This is a genomic window from Plantactinospora veratri, assembly GCF_036421995.1.
Taxonomy (GTDB): Bacteria; Actinomycetota; Actinomycetes; order Mycobacteriales; family Micromonosporaceae; genus Plantactinospora; species Plantactinospora veratri.
Genome location: NZ_JAZGQL010000020.1, coordinates 37315 through 58693 on the forward strand (window position 1 = coordinate 37315; position 21379 = coordinate 58693).

General features: G+C 71.5%; 19 protein-coding genes and 1 pseudogene. 4 read left to right on the forward strand and 16 right to left on the reverse strand.

What is annotated here, in order from left to right; genetic code table 11:
• Positions 1-85 precede the first annotated feature (85 nt).
• The 15 genes and pseudogenes from V1634_RS23840 to V1634_RS23910 form a co-directional block, all read right to left on the reverse strand.
• Positions 86-931, reverse strand: a complete 846-nt coding sequence (locus tag V1634_RS23840; protein ID WP_331210122.1) for a glycerophosphodiester phosphodiesterase — start codon at positions 929-931, stop codon at positions 86-88.
• Positions 932-947: 16 nt separating this feature from the next.
• The gene (locus V1634_RS23845) at positions 948-1283 is read right to left on the reverse strand and encodes a rhodanese-like domain-containing protein (RefSeq protein WP_101368731.1); all 336 of its coding nucleotides are present in this window, start codon (positions 1281-1283) and stop codon (positions 948-950) included.
• Between the two features lie 40 nt (positions 1284-1323).
• Positions 1324-2298, reverse strand: coding sequence for an LCP family protein (locus tag V1634_RS23850; protein ID WP_456238621.1), 975 nt, complete (start codon positions 2296-2298; stop codon positions 1324-1326).
• Between the two features lie 238 nt (positions 2299-2536).
• Positions 2537-3721, reverse strand: coding sequence for an LCP family protein (locus V1634_RS23855; protein ID WP_331210123.1), 1185 nt, complete (start codon positions 3719-3721; stop codon positions 2537-2539).
• A 249-nt stretch (positions 3722-3970) separates the two neighbouring features.
• Positions 3971-5227: an LCP family protein gene (locus V1634_RS23860; RefSeq protein ID WP_331210124.1), complete on the reverse strand. Its 1257-nt coding sequence runs from the start codon at positions 5225-5227 to the stop codon at positions 3971-3973.
• 75 nt (positions 5228-5302) lie between these two features.
• Positions 5303-6283 (reverse strand): GDP-mannose 4,6-dehydratase, encoded by a 981-nt coding sequence (locus tag V1634_RS23865; RefSeq protein ID WP_331210125.1) that lies wholly within the window; start codon positions 6281-6283, stop codon positions 5303-5305.
• A gap of 160 nt (positions 6284-6443) precedes the next feature.
• Positions 6444-8138 (reverse strand): solute symporter family protein, encoded by a 1695-nt coding sequence (locus V1634_RS23870; RefSeq protein ID WP_331210126.1) that lies wholly within the window; start codon positions 8136-8138, stop codon positions 6444-6446.
• On the reverse strand, positions 8135-8503 hold the full coding sequence (locus tag V1634_RS23875; protein ID WP_331210127.1) for a DUF485 domain-containing protein: 369 nt from the start codon (positions 8501-8503) through the stop codon (positions 8135-8137). The genes V1634_RS23870 and V1634_RS23875 overlap by 4 nt, the downstream gene beginning before the upstream one ends.
• A gap of 238 nt (positions 8504-8741) precedes the next feature.
• A pseudogene (locus tag V1634_RS23880) lies at positions 8742-9296 on the reverse strand (flavin reductase family protein); the annotation flags it as partial.
• Positions 9297-9366: 70 nt separating this feature from the next.
• Positions 9367-11010 (reverse strand): sodium/solute symporter, encoded by a 1644-nt coding sequence (locus V1634_RS23885; protein WP_331210128.1) that lies wholly within the window; start codon positions 11008-11010, stop codon positions 9367-9369.
• Position 11011: 1 nt separating this feature from the next.
• Positions 11012-11419 carry a hypothetical protein gene (locus tag V1634_RS23890; protein ID WP_407951843.1) on the reverse strand — a complete coding sequence of 136 codons (408 nt, stop codon included), beginning with the start codon at positions 11417-11419 and terminating at the stop codon, positions 11012-11014.
• 41 nt (positions 11420-11460) lie between these two features.
• Entirely contained in the window at positions 11461-13122 is a 1662-nt protein-coding gene (locus V1634_RS23895; protein ID WP_331210130.1) for a DUF4153 domain-containing protein, read from the reverse strand.
• Positions 13123-13448: 326 nt separating this feature from the next.
• Positions 13449-14567, reverse strand: a complete 1119-nt coding sequence (locus tag V1634_RS23900) for a HAMP domain-containing sensor histidine kinase (RefSeq protein ID WP_331210131.1) — start codon at positions 14565-14567, stop codon at positions 13449-13451.
• Positions 14564-15250: a response regulator transcription factor gene (locus tag V1634_RS23905; RefSeq protein ID WP_331210132.1), complete on the reverse strand. Its 687-nt coding sequence runs from the start codon at positions 15248-15250 to the stop codon at positions 14564-14566. Before V1634_RS23905 ends, V1634_RS23900 begins: the two co-directional genes overlap by 4 nt.
• A 166-nt stretch (positions 15251-15416) precedes the next feature.
• Complete coding sequence (locus tag V1634_RS23910; RefSeq protein WP_331210133.1) at positions 15417-15968, reverse strand: phosphoribosyltransferase family protein; 552 nt, start codon at positions 15966-15968, stop codon at positions 15417-15419.
• Positions 15969-16155: 187 nt separating this feature from the next.
• Between V1634_RS23910 and V1634_RS23915 the strand changes: the two genes are divergently transcribed.
• From V1634_RS23915 to V1634_RS23930, 4 genes are all read left to right on the forward strand, one after another.
• A complete protein-coding gene (locus V1634_RS23915) occupies positions 16156-16794 on the forward strand; it encodes a septal ring lytic transglycosylase RlpA family protein (RefSeq protein WP_331210134.1) in 639 nt (212 codons plus the stop codon).
• Between the two features lie 222 nt (positions 16795-17016).
• On the forward strand, positions 17017-18144 hold the full coding sequence (locus V1634_RS23920) for a PP2C family protein-serine/threonine phosphatase (protein ID WP_331210135.1): 1128 nt from the start codon (positions 17017-17019) through the stop codon (positions 18142-18144).
• A gap of 206 nt (positions 18145-18350) precedes the next feature.
• Positions 18351-20240, forward strand: coding sequence for an acyl-CoA dehydrogenase (locus V1634_RS23925; RefSeq protein ID WP_331210136.1), 1890 nt, complete (start codon positions 18351-18353; stop codon positions 20238-20240).
• Positions 20241-20385: 145 nt separating this feature from the next.
• Positions 20386-20655, forward strand: coding sequence for a DUF6458 family protein (locus V1634_RS23930; RefSeq protein WP_101368713.1), 270 nt, complete (start codon positions 20386-20388; stop codon positions 20653-20655).
• Positions 20656-20739: 84 nt separating this feature from the next.
• On the opposite strand, the gene V1634_RS23935 is transcribed toward V1634_RS23930, so the two are convergent.
• The gene (locus V1634_RS23935; protein WP_331210271.1) at positions 20740-21336 is read right to left on the reverse strand and encodes a SixA phosphatase family protein; all 597 of its coding nucleotides are present in this window, start codon (positions 21334-21336) and stop codon (positions 20740-20742) included.
• Positions 21337-21379 lie beyond the last annotated feature (43 nt).

The window sequence follows — 21379 nt, forward strand, 5'->3', positions numbered from 1 at the left end:
TGCCCGTTCGGCGGGTCTTTCGGCAGTACCGCCCTCCGCCGCCCGCGCCGACCGACGTCCGCCCGACGGCCGGCGGTGGTCCGGATCAGCGGTTCAGCCGGTCGAGGACCATGGCGGGCCGGTCGGTGATGATGCCGTCCACCCCGCAGGCCAGGGCCAGGTCCAGCTCGGGGGCGTCGTTCACCGTCCAGACGTAGACCCGGTTGCCCGCCCGGTGCAGGGCCGGGACGAGCTGCGGGCGGGTGCGGAGCAGCTTGAGGCTCGGGCCGGCGATCCGGGCGCCGAACGGCAGCCGCCCCCGGCGCAGCCCGGGAGGCGCCAGCTCCAGCAGCAGCACCGTCGAGAGTCGGGGAGCCAGCCGGCGGATCTGGCGTACCGCCAGCGGGGAGAAGGACATCACGGTGGCCCGTACCGGATCGTCGGGCCGGGGGTCGGCCAGCCCGTGCCGGTCCAGCAGCGCGACCAGGCGGCGCTCGACACCCGAGCCGTACCGGGCGGGATGCTTCGTCTCGATCAGCAACTCGACCTCGCGGTCGGCGGCCCGTACCGCCCGGAGCAGGGCGTCGAGGGTGAGCAGCCGGGTCCGCTCCGGGGCCGGCGGCAGGTCGTCGTCGGGCGCGGCCGCGCGGTGCCACGAACCGTAGTCGAGCCGTTCCAGCTCGGCCAGGGTGTACGCCCCGACGGGTCCCCGGCCGTTGCTGGTCCGTTCCAGCCGCCGGTCGTGTACGCAGACCAGGTGCCCGTCCCGGCTGAGCCGTACGTCGCACTCGAGCCCGTCCGCGCCCTCGGCCAACGCCTGGAGGTACGCCGCCAGGGTGTGCTCCGGCATCGTCGCGGAGGAGCCCCGGTGCGCGAAGACCAGGGGACGGCTCCGCAGTTCCGGTCCGCTGCGGCACGCGGCTCGGGAACCCGGTTCACTCCTCGCGGTCATGGCTGCCGACCGGCTGCTAGATGACCCGGGCCGGCTGCCCGTCCTCGCTGGCCAGCGGGCGGCCGGCGGCGGCCCACTGGCGCATGCCACCGTCGAGGTTGCGGACGTTGTCCCAGCCGTTGCTCATCAGGTAGCCGACCACCTGGCCGGAGCGGCCGCCGGACCGGCAGACCACCACCACGTCGGCGTCGGTCGGGATCTCGGACATCCGGGCGGGCACCTCCATCATCGGCAGGTGGTGGGCGTCGGGCGCGTGCCCGGCCGCCCACTCGTCCGGCTCTCGTACGTCGAGCAGGTAGGCGTCGGCGGGTACCTCGGCGGCGGTCACGGAGGGAATGTTGGCTGCGAACACGGTTACCAAGGGTAGAGCCTGCTCGGGACCGCGCCGCAATCTACAGCCGGTTGACCCACTTCGGGTGCTGCTGTGCCCAGTTGTCCAGGTCGGCGGCGTGCATCGCGTCGAACAGGGTGTTCGCCGGCTCGTCGATCAGGACGTACGAGACCTCGTCGATCATCTCGGAGTGCGAGGGGAGCTGGATGCCGCGCAGCGCGTCGGAGCGGATCCGGCGCAGGGCGAAGATCAGATCCTCCAGCGGTACGCCGTTGGTGTCGACCGTGAACGAGGAACCGATGGCCCGGATCACCTGGTCCAGCCGGAGCGGGTTGCGCAGCATGTCCGAGGTGGTGGCCTTGTCCATCATCGCCCGGAGCAGTTGCTGCTGGTGCCGCTGCCGGTCGAAGTCGCCGTTCGGCAGGTCGTACCGCTGGCGGGCGTAGTCGAGCGCCTGTGCGCCGCTCATCTGGTGGCAGCCGGCCTCGAAGACGTGCCGGGTGTGTATGGACCGGACCGGGGTGTCGACGCACATCCGTACCCCGCCCAGCAGGTCGATGGCGCGCTGGAATCCGGCGAAGTTGACCAGGGCGGCGCCGTCGAACCGGATTCCGGTGAGCCGGCTGAGGGTGGCGGAGAGGAGTCTGGTGCCGCCCTGGCCACCGCCGCCGTACTGGAACGCCGAGTTGACTTTGTCTGAGCCGCCGGGCCAGCCGCTGGTGGGGGCCGGCGGGATCTCGACGAGCAGGTCCCGGGGTACCGAGATCAGGTAGGCCCGGTCCAGCCCGGCCGGCAGATGGGCGATCATGATGGTGTCCGACCGTTGGTCGGCGCCGGGGTCGGCGGTGGGGCGCTCGTCGGAGCCGACCAGCAGGTAGTTGAGCGGGCCGGAGACGTCGCCGCGGTTTCCCCGGGCGGCCGGGTCGAGGAGCAGTTGCTTGACCACGCTGTTGTCGTAGCGGTTGGTCAGCATGTGCAGGCCGGCGCCACCGGCCCCGGAGACCAGCAGCAGGACCAGGCCGAGTCCGAGTGCCACCTTCGCCCAGACCGGCGCCCTGCGACGGTGCCGGGGGTGTCGCCCGAGTTCCGGTTCACCGGTACGACCGGCGCCGAAGACGCGTCCTGGCCGCCCGGGTTGGCCCGGGACCGCCCGCTTGGGTGTGAACGTGACCCCTCCCCGGACCGGCTGAGTGAAGCTTTCTCACCCAGGCTAGGGGCCCGGTTTGAGCGTCCAGTGGCTTTTGGGATTTTCGTTGGCGAGGAGCCCGCGCCGGCTACTTGCTCGGGGCGAGCACGGTCGGATTGTTGATGATGAACTCGTCCAACCTGTCGTTCTTGACCGCCGTGAACATCTGTTGACTGATCGGCTTGAGGGTCTCCCGGCCGTTGCCGTTGCCGGCGAAGTTGCCGTCGTTGGTGCGCAGCAGCACCAGGTCGTTGGCGGCCACCCCACGCATGGTGAAGATGAAGTTGGCGATCGGCGTGCCGCCGGTGTCCAGGATGAGCGCCTCACCGGCCGCCTTCATCAACCGGTTGAGCTTGCCGATGTCGGTCATCACGCCGTCGCTCATGGCCTTCTTGGCCATCGCCTTGATCAGTTGCTGCTGGTTCTGCTGCCGGTCGTAGTCGCCGTGGGTGAGACCGTAGCGCTGCCGCGAGTAGTCCAGGGCCTCCCAGCCCTCCATCTGCCGGCAGCCCTTCTTGTGCACCACCGGCTTCTTGACCCCGCTGACCTTGTCGGCCTCGTGGTTCCACATCGGCTTGCCGTCGACCATCTTCATGTGGTGCGACTTGACCTCCTGACGCACGCACATCGGGATGGTGCCGAGGGCGTCGATGATCTTCTTGAAGCCGCTGAAGTTGATGATCGCCGCACCGTCGAAGCTGATCCCGGTCAGCTTGTTGACGGTGAGCGCCATCAACTGCGCACCACCCTTGAGCCCGCCGCCGTTCTGCGCGCCGTGGTAGAACGCCTCGGTCGCCTTGGCCGTGCCGCCGCCGTACTTGCTGGTCTTGAACGCCGGCACCTGCACCTCGGTGTCGCGCGGGATGGAGAGCAGGTACGCCTGGTCGTGGGTGGCCGGGATGTGCAGCACGATGATGGTGTCGGCCCGGACGTTGTCGGCGTCCAGCCGGGCCCGCGCGTCGATGCCGAGCAGCAGCAGGTCGATCGGGCCGTCGAGGTCCTTGCCGCCCTCGGCGTCGGACTTGCTCGCCGCACCGAGCAGGTTCTCCTGCTGGATGGTGCTGGTCGCCTGGCCGATCACGGCCTGCATGCCGACGATGGCCACCCCGCTGGAGAGCATGAGTACGGCGCCGAAGACCAGCGTGAGGCGAGCCCAGAGCGGAGTCTTGCGGCGCCGGGCGCTCTTGCTCCCCTTGCCCTTGCTCCCCTTGCCCTTGCCGCCGGAGCCGTTCGGGGCATCCGCCCAGTCGTCGAGCGGCGCGCCAGGCCCCACCGCGGCGGTCGCGCGCGAGGGCGGGACCGTCGAGGCGGGCCGTGGGGGACGTCGGCGGGATTGCACCGGCATGCCTGCTCCAGGGTCGGGGGGTGGGGGCGGGACGCGTGACATGGTGCGGACACCCGCCAGTTGCCCCGACTTCAATTACGTTACCTGCTGCTGTTCATCTACGGGTACGCGCGCGGATCGGTTCAACCGCCCTGCGGGCGGTTCGACCCGGAAGTCGGCGGGTACCCGCCGGTCGGCTCAGCCACCGCTGGCCGGCGTCGGAGTCGGTGCGACGTTCGCCGCGACCCATTCGTCCATTGTGTCCGCCGCCATCGCCCGGTACATGCCCAGTGCCTTCTCCCGGTCCGACACCACCACCGACTCGCCGTTGATGGTCTCGCTGCCGTTGTGCGGGCTGGTGATGAACCGGAGGTTGTCGCCGCGCAGGTTGCGGAACTGGATCGCCATGTCGACCAGGGAGAAGCCCTCGTCGACGGTGACCGCGCCGGTGACCGACTTGAGGAAGGCGTTCAGCTTGCCCGGGTTGGTCAGCGTGCCGGTGCTGGCCGCCTTGTCCATCAGGGCCCGCAGGAACTCCTGCTGGTGGCGCATCCGGGCGAAGTCGCCGTCCGGGAACTGCTTGCGCTGCCGGATCCAGTCCAGCGCCTCCGCCCCGTTCATGTGGTTGACGCCCTTGGTGAACTTCCGGTACGGCTTGTGGATCGAGGTGATGTTCCGCTCGACCTTCAGGTCGACCCCGCCGAGCGCGTCGGTGACCTCCTTGAAGCCGGCGAAGTCGATCGCCATCACGTGGTCGATCCGGACGTCGGTGAAGCACTCCACGGTGCGTACCGCCAGCGGCAGGCCGCCGAACGCGAAGGCCGCGTTGATCTTGCCGCGTTCACCGCTGCCGCACTCCGCCCTGGCGTTCTCCGGGATCGGCACGTAGAGGTCGCGGGGCACCGAGACCAGGTACGCCTTGTCGTGGCTGGCCGGAATGTGCATCACGATGATGGTGTCGGCCCGCCACTTGCTCGCCTCGTTGATCGGGGCGTCCGGATCCCGGGAGTCGCTGCCGACCAGCAGGATGTTCAATGCGCCGCTGACCGACTTCGGCCGCCCGTCGGCCAGCTCGGCGAACGGGTCCGTCCGGGCCAGGTCCTTGTCGAGCCCTCTGACGTAGAGCCAGAGACCGCCGCTGGTGAGCAGGCCGAGCACCAGCACCGCGACGCCGACGACCAGCGCGATCCGGCCCCACCGGGGGCGTGGGCCGCGCCGGCCGGGGTCACCGGGCAGACCCGGACCGCCGGGACCGCCCGGGCCACCGCCGCCGGGACCGGCGGGTGAGTCGTAGGGGCGGGCCTGACCTGGTACGCCGGACACCTGCGCCCGGCCGGAGATCCGGCCCGGTCCGGTCGCCTGGCCCTGGCCGGGCACCGAGGACCGGCCGGCGGATCCGCCGGCCGTCATCCGGTACGAACTGCCGGTCGCGTGCGGGGGAGGGCTTGCGAACATGCCCTCAGGGTACGTAGCGGAACCAAGAAACCGCTGTGTGCCACGGCCCGGCTGGCGCGAGCCGGGTATCCTCCGCTAGCCCGCCAACCGCTGGCTGAAGTGCTCGATCGTCCGGCGCAGCCCCTCGGCCGGGGTCACCTCGGGTTCGTAGCCGAGCCGCTCGCGGGCGAGGGTGAGGTCCGGCCGGCGCTTCTCCGGATCGTCGGCGGTCCGGGTGACATAGGTCACCCGGGATCGGCTTCCGGTCAGCTCGGCGATCGTCTCGGCCAGCTCGCGCATCGACACCTCGTGCTCGGTGCCGCAGTTGATCGGACCGGTCTCGGTGGAGTCGAGCAGCAGCAGGATGCCCCGGACCAGGTCGCTCACGTAGCAGATGGAGCGGGTCTGCGCGCCGGTGCCGTGCACGGTCAGCGGCTCGCCGCGCAGCGCCTGGGTGATGAAGGTGGGAATCGCCCGCCCGTCGTCCGGCCGCATCCGGGGCCCGTACGTGTTGAAGATCCGGACGATGCCGACGTCGAGCCCGTGATAGCGGTGGTACGCCATCGTGCTCGCCTCGGCGAAGCGCTTGGCCTCGTCGTAGACGCTGCGTACGCCGATCGGGTTGACGTTGCCCCAGTACGTCTCGACCTGCGGGTGCACCTGCGGGTCGCCGTACGCCTCGGAGGTGGAGGCCAGGATGAACCGGGCCCGGTCGGCGACGGCCCGGTCGAGCAGGTGCAGGGTGGCCAGCGAACCGACCCGGAGGATCTCGATCGGCAGCGTGGCGAAGTCGGTGGGGCTGGCCGGCGAGGCCAGGTGCATGATGGCGTCGAACCGCTCGGCCATCGCCGGGTGGTGCCCGGGGAGTCCCTCCGAGACGTCGGTCTCGACCAGGGTGAACCGCGGATGGTCGGCCAGATGGGCGACGTTCTCCTTGGAGCCGGTGACGAAGTTGTCCGCCGCGACCACCGTGCAGCCCCGCGCGATCAGCGCGTCGACCAGGTGGGATGGGACGAATCCGGCACCGCCGGTGACGAGGATCCGGTGTTCCGCTCCGAAACGCTGGGCTACCACCATAAGCCCAGCCTACCCAGAAGGCTGATCTCCGGCTGGCCGAGGGATCCGGCCGGAGATGGTCCGCACGGGAGGAGTCGAACGGGTGGTGCCGGGCCACTGTCGGCCCGACACCACCCGTTGTCCGGATCTGACTATCGGTGATCTTTCGCGGAGTCGCCGGTCAGTGCGCTCCGGCGCCGGTGAGGGAACGGACCTCCAGTTCGGCGTACTTGTCCTCGTCCAGCTCCTTCGAGATGATCGTGCCGATCCAACCGCAGAGGAACCCGATCGGGATGGAGATGATGCCCGGGTTGGAGAGCGGGAACCACTGCCAGTCGTGGTCCGGGAACATCGCGGTGGGCGCCCCGGAGACCACCGGGGAGAAGAACACCAGCCCGACGGCGCTGATCAGACCGCCGTAGATCGCCCAGACCGCACCCGAGGTGTTGAACCTCCGCCAGAACAGGCTGTAGAGGATCGCCGGCAGGTTGCCGGAGGCCGCCACCGCGAAGGCCAGGGCCACCAGGAACGCCACGTTCAGGTTCTGCGCGAAGATCGACAGCACGATCGAGATCGCGCCGATGACCAGGGCCGAGACCCGGGCCACGTTGACCTCCTGCCGCTCCGACGCCTCGCCACCCTTGATGACGTTGGCGTAGAAGTCGTGCGCCAGGCTGGACGAGGAGGCCAGGGTGAGCCCGGCGACCACCGCGAGGATGGTGGCGAAGGCCACCGCCGCGATGACCGCGAGCAGCGCCGCCCCGCCGACGTCGCCGCCGAAGAAGTCGACCCCGAGCGCCTCGGCGAGCTGCGGTGCCGCGGTGTTTCCGGCCGCGTCCTGCGCGGTGATCGCCTCCCGGCCCACCAGAGCCGCCGCGCCGAAGCCGAGGGCCAGGGTGAACAGGTAGAAGGTGCCGATGATGCCGATCGCCCAGAGCACGCTCTTCCGGGCCGCCCTGGCGGTCGGCACGGTGTAGAAGCGGATCAGGATGTGTGGCAGGCCGGCGGTGCCGAGGACCAGGGCGATGCCGAGGGAGAGCAGGTCGACCTTGTTGTAGAAGGTCTTCGTCGCGTCCCCGGCGACCTCGACGCCGTACCGGAGCCCCGGTTCGAGGAACGCCTGACCCTTGCCGGAGGCGTTCGCCGCGTCGCCGAGCAGGTTGGAGAGGTTGAACTTGTAGTGCGCCAGCACCAGGATCGTCATCACCAGGGCGCCGCTCATCAGCAGGAACGCCTTGACGATCTGTACGTAGGTGGTGCCCTTCATGCCACCCACCGTGACATAGATGATCATAAGGGCGCCGACCATGATGATGGTGGCGATCTTCGCCGCGTCCGCGTCCATGCCGAGGAACGTGGTGCCCGGCCGGATGCCCAGCAGCAGCGCCACCAGGGCGCCCGCGCCGACCATCTGGGCCAGCAGGTAGAAGATCGAGACGGTGATCGTGGAGACCGCCGCCGCCGTCCGGACCGGCTTCTGCCGCATCCGGAACGCCAGCACGTCGGCCATGGTGTAGCGGCCCGAGTTCCGCAGCAGCTCCGCCACCAGCAGCAGGGCGACCAGCCAGGCGACCAGGAACCCGATCGAGTAGAGGAAGCCGTCGTAGCCGTACAGCGCGATGATGCCGGCGATGCCGAGGAACGACGCGGCGGACATGTAGTCGCCGCCGATCGCCATGCCGTTCTGGAAGCCGGAGAACGAGCGGCCACCCGCGTAGTAGTCGGTGGCCGTCTTGGTCTGCCGACTGGCCCAGATGGTGATGGCCAGGGTCACCGCGACGAAGACCAGGAAGAGCGTGATGGTCAGGGTACGGGCGGTGCTGCTGCTCCCCGCCTCCGCCGCCAGGGTGAACCCGGCGAGGACGTCTCGACTCATGAGGCCGCCTCCTCCTTCCGCTCGTCCGTCACGCCGCTGAGTTCCTCACGGATCTTGTCGGCGGTCGGGTCCAACTTCCGCTCGGCGTACCGGGAGTAGAGCCAGGCGATCAGGAAGGTGGAGACGAACTGCAACAGCCCGAAGACGAGGGCCACGTTGATGTTGCCGACGAGCTTGGTGCCCATGAAACCGCGCGCGTACGCCGAGAGGATCACGTAGAGCGCGTACCAGAGAAAGAACGCCACGGTCATCGGAAAGACGAAGCCGCGCAGCGCCTTGCGCAACCCGGCGAACTCGTCCGATCGCTGTGCGGCGACGTACCGGTCCGGGGGTGCGCTGGCCGGTGCGGGAGTGTCCGTAGACATGCTGGTCTCACCACCTTCGCAGGGGCAGGGGAGTTTCCGCGCACCGTATGGAGCCGTCCGGATATCGGAAAGCAGTGATCCGGAGCCTGGCCGCCGGCTGCGCCGAACGGGCCGGTGGCTGCGCCGAGTGACCCCGGTCACGCCGCTTGGCGACAGGCCCGCAGGCTGCGACGGTGCCGCAGGCTCGGCTCCGTGGTCGTTCGCCGAGGGCGGCCTGGTTGGTCGGCCGGAGGGGCCGTCAACCGGCCAGCTCGCGGTACCGGCCACGGTGGTGCAGCAGCGGTGCCGCCGCCTCCGCCAACTCGACCGTCTCGACGGTCGCCTCGACCAGCAGCGCCCAGCCGTACTCCCGGGCACCGTCCAGCCGGCAGCCGGCCCAGCCGCCGGTCCCGTCCCGCGCCCCGCCCGGCACCGGCCCGTACGGCGTACCCGTCCACTCGCCGGAGGCGAAGAGCCCGCCCGGGGCCGGGAACAGCCCGGCGAACCGGTCGGCGAGCTGCCGGTGCGCCGGACCGAGCAGCGTCACCGCGAACCGCCCGCTGCCGGAGGCCGCCGCCCACAGCTCCGACTCCTCGTCGACAAGTGCGAGCAGTCGACCCGGCTCACCGTCGGCGACCAGGGTGGACGAGACGGTCAGCCCGGCCGGACCGGTCGGCTCGCCGGTCGCGGTCGTCCCCGCGTACGCCGTCCAGAGCGTCACCGGCGCCGGCAGCCGGCCGCGCAGCCGACGCACCGGGGAGCGGTCCCGCTCCGGGGTGGCGAACGGGTCGGTGTGATGGATCTGCCCACCCGGCGGCTCGGCTCGGTTCACCGCCCCATTGTGCCGGCCGGTCCCGCCCGGGCGGCGGCACTCACCGGCGACGTCACAGTCGCAGCGTTTCCGGGGCGTGCAGCCGCAGCATCGTCGCGGCGACGTCGCTCGGCGCCCGGCGGCGGGTGGCCAGGGAGACGGTGACCATCACGGTGAAGGCCAGCGGCACGGTCCAGGCGGCCGGCTGGGCGATCAGCACGGCCGGCCAGCCGGCCAGCTCCGGCCCGACCACGGTGAAGAGCACCGCCCCGACCGCCGCGCCCCCACCGGCCAGGATCCCGGCCGCCGCACCGGCGTCGGTCAGGCCGCGCCACCAGATGCCGAGCACCAGCAGCGGGCAGAAGCTCGACGCGGCGACCGCGAAGGCCAGCCCCACGACCTGGGAGACGTCCAACCCGGAGACGTTCAGCGCCAGCACCATCGGCACCAGCCCGCCGACGATGGTGGCCAGCCGGAAGTCGCGTACCGAGCCCCGGCCGAGCACGTCGGTGGAGAGCACCCCGGCCACGCTGGTGAGCAGGCCGGAGGAGGTGGAGAGGAAGGCGGCGAACGCACCGGCGGCGACCAGGGCGGCCAGTAGCTGCCCGGTCAGGCCGTCGCCGAGCGCCGCGCCGGGCAGCAGTACCACCACCGCGTCGGTCCGCCCGGTCAGCAGCAGTTGCGGGGTGTAGATCCGGCCGAGGACGCCGTACAGGGTGGGAAAGAGGTAGAAGGCGCCGACCAGGGCCAGCACCACCAGGGTGGTGCGCCGGGCCGCCGCGCCGTCCGGATTCGTGTAGAACCGCACGAGTACGTGCGGCAGCCCCATCGTGCCGAGAAAGGTCGCCAGGATCAGCGAGTAGGTGGCGAAGAGTCCCCGGTCGTCGTTGCCGGCCATGCTCGGCAGCAGCCAGTCCGCTCCCCTGGCGGCGTGCACGCCGGAGACCTCCGGCACCGGCTCACCGGCGGCGAAGGACAGCTCCTCGCCGGGGCGTACCTCCCGGAAGGAGCCGTCCGGCAGGGTGAGCCTCGCCGGCTCCTCGACCACGACGGTGGTCGCGGCCGGGAAGACCGGACCGCCGACCGGGGTCACCGGCGGTCGGGCGTCCGCCTGCCACTGCAACACCAGGAAGATCGCGGGTACGGCCAGCGCGGTGAGCTTCAGCCAGTACTGGAACGCCTGCACGAAGGTGACCGCCCGCATCCCGCCCAGCGCCACGTTGGCGGTGACCACCGCACCGACCAGCAGCGCCCCCAGCTCGTACGGCCCACCGGCGACCGTGGTCAGGGTCAGCCCCGCGCCCTGCAACTGCGGCACCAGATAGAGCCAGCCGATGAAGACCACGAAGGCGGTGGCCAGCTTGCGCAGCCGACGGGAGCCGAGCCGCAGCTCGCAGAAGTCGGGCAGGGTGAACGCCCCGGAGCGGCGCAGCGGCGCGGCCACGAAGAGCAGCAGCGCCAGATAGCCGGCGGCGAACCCGACCGGATACCAGAGCACGTCCACGCCGTACTTGAGGATCAGGCCGGCGATGCCGAGGAACGAGGCGGCCGAGAGGTACTCCCCGCCGATCGCCGCCGCGTTCCAGGTCGGGCTGACCATCCGGGACGCCACCAGGAAGTCCGAGGTGGTCCGGGCCAGGGTCAGCCCGTAGAAGCCGATCGCCACCGTGACCAGGGTGACCACGATGATCGCCGGCACGGTGTAGACGTTGCCCACCTCAACGCTCCGGCCGCTGCACCACGTCGGTGAAGTCCTGCTCGTTGCGCTCCGCCAGGTGCACGTACGCCCAGCCGACCGCGACCAGGAACGGGAAGGCGGCCACCCCGAGCAGCAGCCAGGGCAGGTTGACCCCGAAGAGCTTCGCCGTGCCGACCTCCGGGGCGATCGCGAAGAGCAGCGGCAGCCCGCCGAGCCCGATCCCGACCACCAGCGACAGCCGCAGCGCGAGGGCGAGCTGGGCGCGGATCAGCCCCCGGAGCAGCGCCTCGCCGACCTGGGTCTGCTGGGTCAGCTCGGCCCGGGTGCGTTCGGCGCCGGTGCCGCTGCGAGCCACCTCGGCCAGTACCACCCGGGTCCGGCGCGGCGGTCCGGGCGGCACCGGCTCCGGCTGCGGATCGATGGGGATGGCCACCTCGGCAGTCTCACCGGCTGGCCGGGAATGTCAAGTCACCATCGGGGCTGCGTCACCGGGCAGAGTGCCCGGTTGGCGGGCGGATGCTCGGCGAGGATCCGCCGGGCCTCGGTCCGGGCGAGGTTGGTCTCCCGCCAGTCGTCCGGCGGCAGGTCGTCGTCGTGCCCCCAGAGGGCGCAGTCGCGCAGTTCGCCGGGGAGCCGGTCCAGCGCCGGTACGGCGTCGGCGGAGAGCCCGGAGAGGTAGCGCACGTCGATCCGGCCGGTCCGCTCGTACCGGTCGACGTTGTGTTCGGCGATCAGCCGGTCCGGATTCGCCACCGCCAGGGCGAGCAGGGCCAGTACCGCCGTACCGACCGCCACCCCGGGCAGCCACCGGGCGGCCAGCCGTACCCCGGCCGCCGCGACCAGCACGAAGAGCAGTCCCAACCACGCCTCGCAGACGGCGACGAGCAGCCGGAGTCGGGTCGCGCCGTACGCGTCGGCGTAGACGTCCATCCGGAACAGCGCCGAGGCCACCACCACCAGACTGAGCAGGGTGAGCCCGCCGAGCAGGATCCGGACCAGCGCCCGGTCGGCCCGGCTCTCCCGGGGCGCCCAGCGGGCGGCGGCACCGATCACCAGCAGGGTGAGCAGGGATACCGCGAGCAGTTGCCAGAAGCCGCGCCGGGCGTACTCGGCGTAGCTCAGGCCGGCGGTGCGCAGTACGTGGTCCGAACCGCCGAAGAGGGTGGTGACCTGGACCGCCACGAACCCGGCGAAGAGTACGACGAGCATCCCGATCGGCATCACCCACTCGGCCCGGCGCAGCCGTCGCCGGCTCGGGCCGGACGCCATCCCGGTCAGGTCCGGCGGGACCGCGAGCACGTACGCCGCACCGAGCAGTGCCGCACCGACCGCACCGAAGAGGAACACCCAGCGGAACACCGTGGCGCCGGAGAGTTCCGGCAGGAGCCGGTCCACCAGCCCGGCGAAGGCCGCGTCGGCGGAGGAGAAGAGCAGGCCGAAGAGGACCAGCAGGCCGATCGAGACCAGGATGCTGACCAGGGTACGGCCGACCGCCGGTCCCCGGCCCGACCGCGAGGTCCGGGCCAGCCCCTTGGCCAGCCACGGCACCGACCGGATCACGGCCGTCGGCGGGACCAGGGCGGAGAGCAGCATCGCGCGTACCGACCTGCCGTCCGTGAGGGTCAGCGTCGCGGTGACCGCCGAGGTGAGCAGGCAGAGTACGAAGAGCCAGCCCGCCGCCCGGATCGTGCCGACGCCGAGCAACGCGACCGTCGTGGCGGCCCAGAACGGCCGCAGCCAGCCGATCCGCCGCCATCCACCGACCGGCCGACTAATCCTCCCGACCGGTGCGGCCGGCCCCTTGACCGCTGCGGCCGTCGCCTGGGGCGGTGCGGTTGCCGCCTGGGGTGGCGTCGCCGGGTTTTGGGGTGGTGTGGCTGCTGCTTGGGAAGGTGCGGTTGTTGCTTGGGGTGGTGTGGATGGCGGGGTGGCGGGGGCGGGGACGCTCTTCGGCCGGGTGGAGCCGGGGGCGCTGGCCGGGTGGACGGCGTCGGCGGTGGTCGCGGGACGTGCGGTGGGCCAGGCGGCGGTGACCAGGGCCGCCGTTCCGGCGACTCCGGCGACCAGCCAGCCGACACCGGGCCGGGTCAGCGGGAGGCTCACCGCGGCGACGGCCGCTGCTGCGGCCACTCCGACCAGCACCGGCTGGGTCGGGCCGCCGGCCGGTCCGGGCCAGCGGGTCGCGATCCAGGACGGCGGAGGCGGCGGGAGCGGCCGGGATGTCGGGGACGGCGCGGGCGGGCCCCCGGGCGCCGCCCAGGTACCGGGCACGGGCGGCCCCTGCCTCGGAGGCCGTGCCGCCGTCGCGGCTGCTGGGGTCGGTGCCTGGCGCGGGGCGGGCGTGGGCGGCGTGCCGGTGCGGGGGGCCGGATCCGGCCGCCCCTGCGGGGTCGGTCCGTTCGCGGGCCCGCTCGCGGGTCCGGTCGGCCGGTCGTTCATCGTCGGTTCCACCTCGTTCAACGTTGCTCCACCAGTACGGCGGAGTGGTCCCCGTCGGGCGGCGCCACCATCGGCAGGCTCACCCGGATCTGGCAGCCGACCGGACGGTCGGAGCGGTTCGTCGTTGCGGACTCGACCAGGGGACGGTCGGCGACGGCGATGTTGCCGCCGTGCAGTTCCACCACCCAGTGCGCGATCGCCAGGCCCAGCCCGGTGCCGCCGTCACTGGTCCGCTCGCCCCGGGTGAAGCGTTCGAACACCTCCGGCCGGAGCCGGGCCGGGATCCCCTCGCCCTCGTCGGTCACCTCGAACCGCAGCTCGTCACCGACCCGCTGCGCGGCGACCAGTACCCGGCCGCCGGGTGGACTGTGCCGGGCGGCGTTGTCCAGCAGGTTGGCGAAGACCTGGTGCAGCCGGCGCGGATCGGCCTGCACGGTCAACCGTGCGGACTGCTGGCGTACCTCGAACCGGACGTTGCGCCCCGCCCCGGCCGCGGTGACGGTGGCCTGTTGGATCACCTCGTCCAGGAACTCCGCCACGTCGACGTTCTCCCGGCGTAGCGGCAGCACCCCGGCGTCCAGGCGGGACAGGTCGAGCAGGTCGGCGACCAGGTGACCCAGCCGCTCGGTCTGGGCCAGCGCGACCCGCAGCGTCGGCAGGTCCGGCTCCGCCACCCCGTCGACGATGTTCTCCAGCACGCCCTGCAGGGCGGTGATCGGGGTACGCAGCTCGTGCGACACGTTCGCGATCAGCTCCCGGCGGCGCCGGTCGGCCTCGGCCAGGTCGCCGGCCATCTGGTTGAACGCGGCGGCCAGCGTGCCGACCTCGTCCCGGGAACTGGCCCGGACCTGTCGGGTGTAGTCGCCCCGGGCCATCGCCCGGGCCGCCGCCGTCATCTCCCGCAGCGGCGACGTCATGCCGTGGGCCAGCACCTGCGAGGTGAGCAGTGCCAGCCCGATCGCCGTCCCGGTGGTCCAGGGCGGCAGCCAGCCGATGCCGATGATGAAGACGGTCATCCCGGCCGCACCCGAACCGACGATCAGGATGCCGAGCTTCAGCTTTATCGACCAGATCGGGTCCAGTGGTCGGGGCAACGCGTCCAGCGTCCGGTTGACGCCGGTCCAGAAGCTCGTCACGGCCGTACCTCCAACGCGTAGCCGACTCCGTGCACGGTGCGGATCAGATCGGCGCCGAGCTTGCGGCGCAGGGCCTTGACGTGGCTGTCGACGGTTCGGGTGCCCGAGCTGTCGGCCCAGCCCCAGACGTCGGCGAGCAACCGTTCCCGGGGCAGTACCATCCGGGGCCGGTTGGCGAAGTGCGTCAACAGGTCGAATTCGGTCGGGGTCAGGTGCGCCTCGACCCCGTCGCGGCGGACCCGCCGTTCGGCCTGGTTGATTTCGAGGTCGCCGAGCCGGAGGATCTCGGCGCCGTTGCGTGCCGAGGTCGCGGCCCGGTCGACCCGGCGCAGCAGCGCGTGCACCCGGGCGGCGAGCTCGCGCAGCGAGAACGGCTTGGTGAGGTAGTCGTCGGCGCCGACGGCGAGCCCGACCAGCAGGTCCGTCTCGTCGTCCCGGGCGGTCAGCATCAGCACCGGTACCGGCCGGTCGGCCTGGATCCGTCGGCACACCTCCAGGCCGTCGAAGCCGGGCAGCATCACGTCGAGGACGACCAGCTCCGGCCGGGTGCTCCGGAACGCCTCGACGGCGCCCGGCCCGTCCCGGGCGATCTCCACCACGAAGCCCTCGGCACGCAGTCGGGCAGCCACCGACTCGGCGATGGTGCGCTCGTCCTCCACGACCAGGATCCGGCGTTCCGTCATGGCCTGACTGTAGAAAGCCTGCGTGCGGGAACTTGGATCACGTTGTGAACAACCTGTGGAGAACCGCGTCGCCCTTGTGGATAACCGTCGTACCAGGAGGAATTGCCTCTCGGCGCCGCCGCTGTGCACGCCCGGGAGCGAGCGTGCGGAGGTTCTGCCGGCCGGCTCAGCGGTCCAGGTCGGCCGGGGTGAGGAGGCTGTCGAGCCGCAGTTCCGCCGCCACCTCCGGCGCTGCCCCGGTGACCAGGCACGTCGTGCCGAGGACGGTGGCTCCCCGCATTGCGGCGATCTCGTGCAGGGCACGTACCTGGGCGCCACTGGCCACCCAGTCGTCCACCACCAGTACCCGGTCGCCGGGTTTCAGGTGCCGGTTCCGTACCCCGAGAGCCAGCCGGCGGCCCCGGTAGTCGGACGCGGTCCACGCCCAGGTGGTCGGCTCGGCGATCTGCCGCTCGCCGGTGTTCTTGTAGGCCGGGACGAACCCGACGCCCAGCGCGGTCGCCACCAGCGGCCCGAGCAGCAGGCCGGTGACCTCGGGCGCGACCACGACGGTGGGTGGGTCCGCCCGGAACGGTTCGGCCAGGGCCGGGCCGAGCCCGGCGAGAATCGGGCCGTCCCGCCACCAGCCGGAGACGTCGCTGACCAGGTGCGTGCTCTGCGGCCCCGGGTCGGTCCACCGGAACGCCTCGACCAGCCGCCTGCTCAGCTCAGCCCGCACGGAGACCATCATGCGGCATCGCCGGTGCACCCCGGGTACGGGCACGACCGACCCACTCCGGGTCGGATGATCGGCTACACGTTTCACCACATAATCGGACGAAAGCAGATGATCACGTTGACTTCCGAAGTGCCAACCTCGTTACGGTCCGACCCGATCTCTGTTGTTCCTGTGAGAGGACGGTGCGGTGGCTGGGAAGCATGCCCGAGTTCGGATCCTGCGCTGGCCGACCGGCGTGGTGGCGGCTGGTGCGGTCGCCGTCGCCCTGGTCGGGGCGGGTGCGGCCGGTGTGGTGACGTTCGGTACCGAGCCGGCCGCCAACTCCGCCCCGGCCCTGGTCGACGTCACCACCCCGGCAACCCCGGACGGGCCGGTGACGACGCCGCCCACGCCTGCCCCGGACGCGGTCACAGCCACCCCGACGCGGTCGCCCGAGCGCGCCTCGCGGGCCAGTTCCCGCCCCTCGCCGAGCCAGAGCCGCGGCGCTGAGGCGAAGAAGCCCGCCACCAAGCGGCCGGCGACCAGCCCGACGGCCCGGGTGGTGCGGACCGGTTCGTGCGGGGCTTCCTACTACGACCAGGGTCAGGTCACCGCGAACGGTGAGGCATTCGACCCGAACGCGCTGACCGCCGCGCACAAGACGCTGCCCTTCAACACCCGGGTCCGGGTGACGAACCCCGACAACGGCCGGTCGGTGGTGGTCCGGATCAACGATCGGGGGCCGTTCATCGAGGGCCGCTGCATCGACCTGTCCCGGGCCGGCTTCGAGGCGATCGCCGCACTGAGCCTCGGCGCCATCGACGTACGGTACGAGGTCCTCGGCTGAGCGGCGGCCCGGAGCGCCGGTCGAGGTGGGGCGGTACGACGGCCCCGTGACCGGGCGAACGCGCGATGTGAGGTACGTGATCCAAGAATGTTCATTCGACTTGCAACGGTTGGCTGACTCGCCGACAAGATCCGGCGGATCCGGACCGGTGGGATGCGCCAGGTGGCCAGAACGCGATCGGACGAGGAGTCAACTTCGTACAATCGCGGTCGTCGATCAGGCATGCTGTTCCGCGTACCCATGCGACTGATGCCACCGGGCCCTCGCCCGCTGAGCCAAGGTTCCCGCGCCGGTCTCGGCGCGGCCCTCGTGCTGCTCGCGCTCGTCTCGGTGGTGGAGTTCGCGGACGAATCCAAGGTCAACTATGTCGGGCTGGTCGCGGCCGCCCCGTTCCTGGCCGCCGCGTTCGCCTCCTGGCGGGTGGTGCTCGCGGTCGGCGTGATCGCCACCGTGCTGGCCGCCTCGCTGGCCTGGGGTGGCCGGGTGGTACCGCTGGCCACCACTGTCAACCTGGTCGGCGTGGTGTTGGCCACGGCGATCGCGGCGCTCTTCGCGGTGATCCGGCAGCGGCAGGAGGAGCGGATCGCCGAGCTGTCCAAGCTCGCCTCGGTGGCGCAGCAGGCGGTGCTGCGCCCGCTCGGCCCGCAGGTCGGCAGCCTGGCGGTGGCCGGGCACTACATCTCGTCGACCGCCGCCGCCGACATCGGCGGTGACCTGTACGAGGCGATCGACACCCCGTACGGGGTGCGGATCATCATCGGCGACGTCCGGGGGAAGGGACTCGACGCGGTCCGGCTGGCCAGCATCGTGCTCGGCTCCTACCGGCATGTGGCGTACGAGCGGGCCGACCTGCGGGCCATCGTGGCCGACCTGGACCGGGCGGTGGCCCGCAACGTCGGCGACGAGGACTTCGTCACGGCCGCGCTGGTGGAGGAGCGGGGCGGCACGCTCACCATCGTCAACTGTGGTCACCCGGCCCCCCTGCTGCTCCGGCGCGGTCAGGTGATTCCGATGGAGCCGCCGGCACCCGCGCCGCCCCTCGGGTTCATGCCGGTGGTCCGGCCCCGGGTGGAGCGGCTCGAACCGGGCGACCGGCTGCTGCTCTTCACCGACGGGCTCGGCGAGGCGCGCCGGGACGGGGAGTTCTTCCCGACCGTGGACCGGGCCTGGCGGCTGCTTGGGCACGGCACGGTCGCCGACGGCCTGGCCTCGCTGGAGACGGCCCTGGTCGAGTGGGTACGCGGCCGGCTCGACGACGACATCGCGCTGGTCCTGATGGAGTACCCGGGTCCGCACTCGGCAACCGCGGCACCGGTGCCGAGCTGGGAGCTGGGTGCGCCCGACAACTGACCGGTCCGTCCGACGGGGGTGGCCTGGGCCCGGCTCGGCACCTGGGCGGTTGCCACCGCAGCGTCCGGTCCGGGACTTTGCGTAAGGTTGCCGTCACTGTGGTGCGGGTCACTGGCGCCGGTGCACCGCAGTGACTTACTCGCTAGTAATATAACTCCTGTTACTGCCGGGTAACCTGTGTTCGCGAGTCCGGGGGGCAGAGGCGTATGACCCATTACAGGAGCAATCGGCGAGACCTCGAGTTCAATCTCTTCGAGGTCTTCGGCGCGGACCAGGCGTTCGGCGCAGGCCCGTACGCCGAACTCGACGCCGACACCGCGCGGAGCGTGCTCGCCGAGGTCGAGCGGCTGGCCCGGGAGGACCTGGCGGCCAGCTACGCCGCCAGCGACCGCAACCCGCCGGTCTTCGACCCGGCCACGCACAGCGCGCCGCTGCCGGAGCCGTTCAAGAAGTCCTTCCAGGCGATGATGGACTCCGAGTTCTGGCGGATGGACCTGCCGGCCGAACTCGACGGCACGATGGCACCCCGCGCGCTCTGGTGGTCGGCCGCCGAGCTGATCCTCGGCGCCAACGCACCACTGTGGATGTACGCCGGTGGTCCCTCCTTCGCGCACACCCTCTACCGCGAGGGCACCGAGCGGCAGAGGAGGTGGGCCAAGCTCTTCGTCGAGAAGCAGTGGGCCGCGACCATGGTGCTCACCGAGCCGGACGCCGGCTCGGACGTCGGCGCCGGCCGTGCCCGGGCGATCCCGCAGCCCGACGGTTCCTGGCACATCGAGGGCGTCAAGCGCTTCATCACCAGCGGCGAGCACGACCTGACGGACAACATCGTCCACTATGTCCTGGCCCGGCCGGTCGGGGTCGAGGGGGCCGGCGGCCCGGGCACCAAGGGCCTCTCGCTCTTCATCGTCCCCAAGTTCCACTTCGACGAGGAGACCGGGGAGCTGGGCGAGCGCAATGGCGTCTACGCGACCAACCTCGAGCACAAGATGGGGCTGAAGGTCTCGAACACCTGCGAGATGACCTTCGGCGAGCACGGCGTACCGGCCAAGGGCTGGCTGCTGGGCGACGTGCACGACGGCATCCGGCAGATGTTCCTGATCATCGAGTACGCCCGGATGATGGTCGGCACCAAGGCGATCGCCACGCTCTCCACCGGCTACCTCAACGCCCTGGAGTACGCGAAGAGCCGGGTGCAGGGCGCCGACCTGCTCCGCTCGACGGACAGGAACGCCCCCCGGGTCACCATCACGCACCACCCGGACGTACGCCGTTCGCTGATGCTCCAGAAGGCGTACGCCGAGGGCCTGCGTGCCCTGGTCTGCTACACCGCGACCTGGCAGGACCGGATCAACATCGCCGAGGCGAACGGCGACGAGTCGACCGCCAAGCTGGCGAAGGGCGTCAACGACCTGTTGCTGCCGATCGTCAAGGGTGTCGGCTCGGAACGGGCCTACGAGTTGCTCGGTCACGAGTCGTTGCAGACGTTCGGCGGCTCCGGTTTCCTCCAGGACTACCCGCTGGAGCAGTACGTCCGGGACGCGAAGATCGACACCCTCTACGAGGGAACGACCGCGATCCAGAGCCTCGACCTGTTCTTCCGGAAGATCGTCCGGGATCGCGGTACCAGCCTGATGGCGGTGGCCGGCGAGATCGCGGCGTTCGTGGAGGCCGGCGGTGCGGACTCGGCCGGGACGGACTCTGCCGAGCCGGGCGACGGGCAGCTCAAGGAGGAGCGGGCCGCGCTGGGCCGGGCACTCGGCGAGGTGCAGGCGATGGTCGGCACGATGACCGGGTGGCTCGGCGACGCCCAGGGCGGCGATGCCCGGGCGCTCTACAAGGTCGGGCTCAGCAGCCGGCGCTTCCTGCTCGCCGTCGGCGACCTGGTGGTGGGCTGGTTGCTCCAGCGGCAGGCCGAGGTCGCGCTGCGGGCGCTGAGCGGCGAGGTGAGCCCGGCGGACAAGGCGTTCTACACCGGCAAGCTGGCCGCCGCCCGGTTCTTCGCCCGCGAGGTGCTGCCCCGGATCGGCGCCGACCGGCGGATCGTGCAGGGCGCTGACCTGGAGCTGATGGACCTGCCCGAGGAAGCCTTCTAGTCGGGCGCGACCGAGGGCGATTTTCGGCGGCCGGTGGAGCTGTTGCTCCCCGGCCGCCGCGCTATTGTTGAGGCGGTGCTAGGAGCAGTTTGACCTGATTTGTCATGAAAGCCCACGACCCATCGCACGGGGGAGTGCAGCGGACATGGGCATCGGTACGGGAATTTTCCTCATCACCCTGGGAGCCATCCTGACGTTCGCGGTCAGGGCGAACGTCTGGTGGCTCGACCTTCGAGCGGTCGGCTGGGTCTTCATCCTGGCCGGGGTCGCGGTGCTGGCCACCACGCTGTGGTACTGGCAGGACCGCAAGAAGCGGGCGCGGACCCTGATCGTCGAGGAGAACAGGCTGTCGCATCCGACGGCGATGATGCCGCCGCCGCCGGATCCGCCGCCGCCGAGCGCGCCACCCACCTGACATCCCCGGTGCCCGGCCCGGTGGCGATGCCACCGGCCGGGCACCGGCTCGTCCGGTACACGGTCGATCTGCCCGCGTGCCCGGTCAGCCCCGGGCGGTGTGCCACTTCACGATCGGTCCCGCCTGGGCGGCCACGTCCGCCCACTCGCCGTCGATCCGGTGGATCACGATTCCACTGGTGCGCAGCCCTTCCGGGTCCGCGTGCACCGGATCGAGCAGAGTGGACAGTTCCGAGATGGCCGGGTTGTGCCCGATCAACAGCAGCGTGCCCGCCGCCGGATCCGTGCCACGGACGAGTTCGAGCAGGTCCGCCGCGTGCCCGTGGTAGATCCGCTGGTCGTACCGGACCGCGGGCACCGCCCCGCTGCCGGGCGGGCCGGCCTGGGTGGCCGAGGTCGGTGCCGGGGCGGTCTGTCCGGCCGGGACGCCGAGCGGGCGGATCGGCGGCGCCGCCATGCCCAGCGCGACGTCGTGCCAGGTCTGCCGGGTGCGCTTGGCGGGCGAGCAGAGCACCACGGTCGGCAGATAGCCGCCGTGCCCCAGCCAGGCACCCGCGGCGGCGGCATCCGCGTGCCCACGGGCGGTGAGCGGACGATCGGCATCGGGCGCGCTGGTGGGCCGCTCGGCCTTCGCGTGTCGGAGCAGCACCAGGCTCCGCCCGGGTACCTCCGGCCGCCGCACCCCGCCCGGATCGTCGTCTCCACCTGTTCCGCCCACCGGGCTG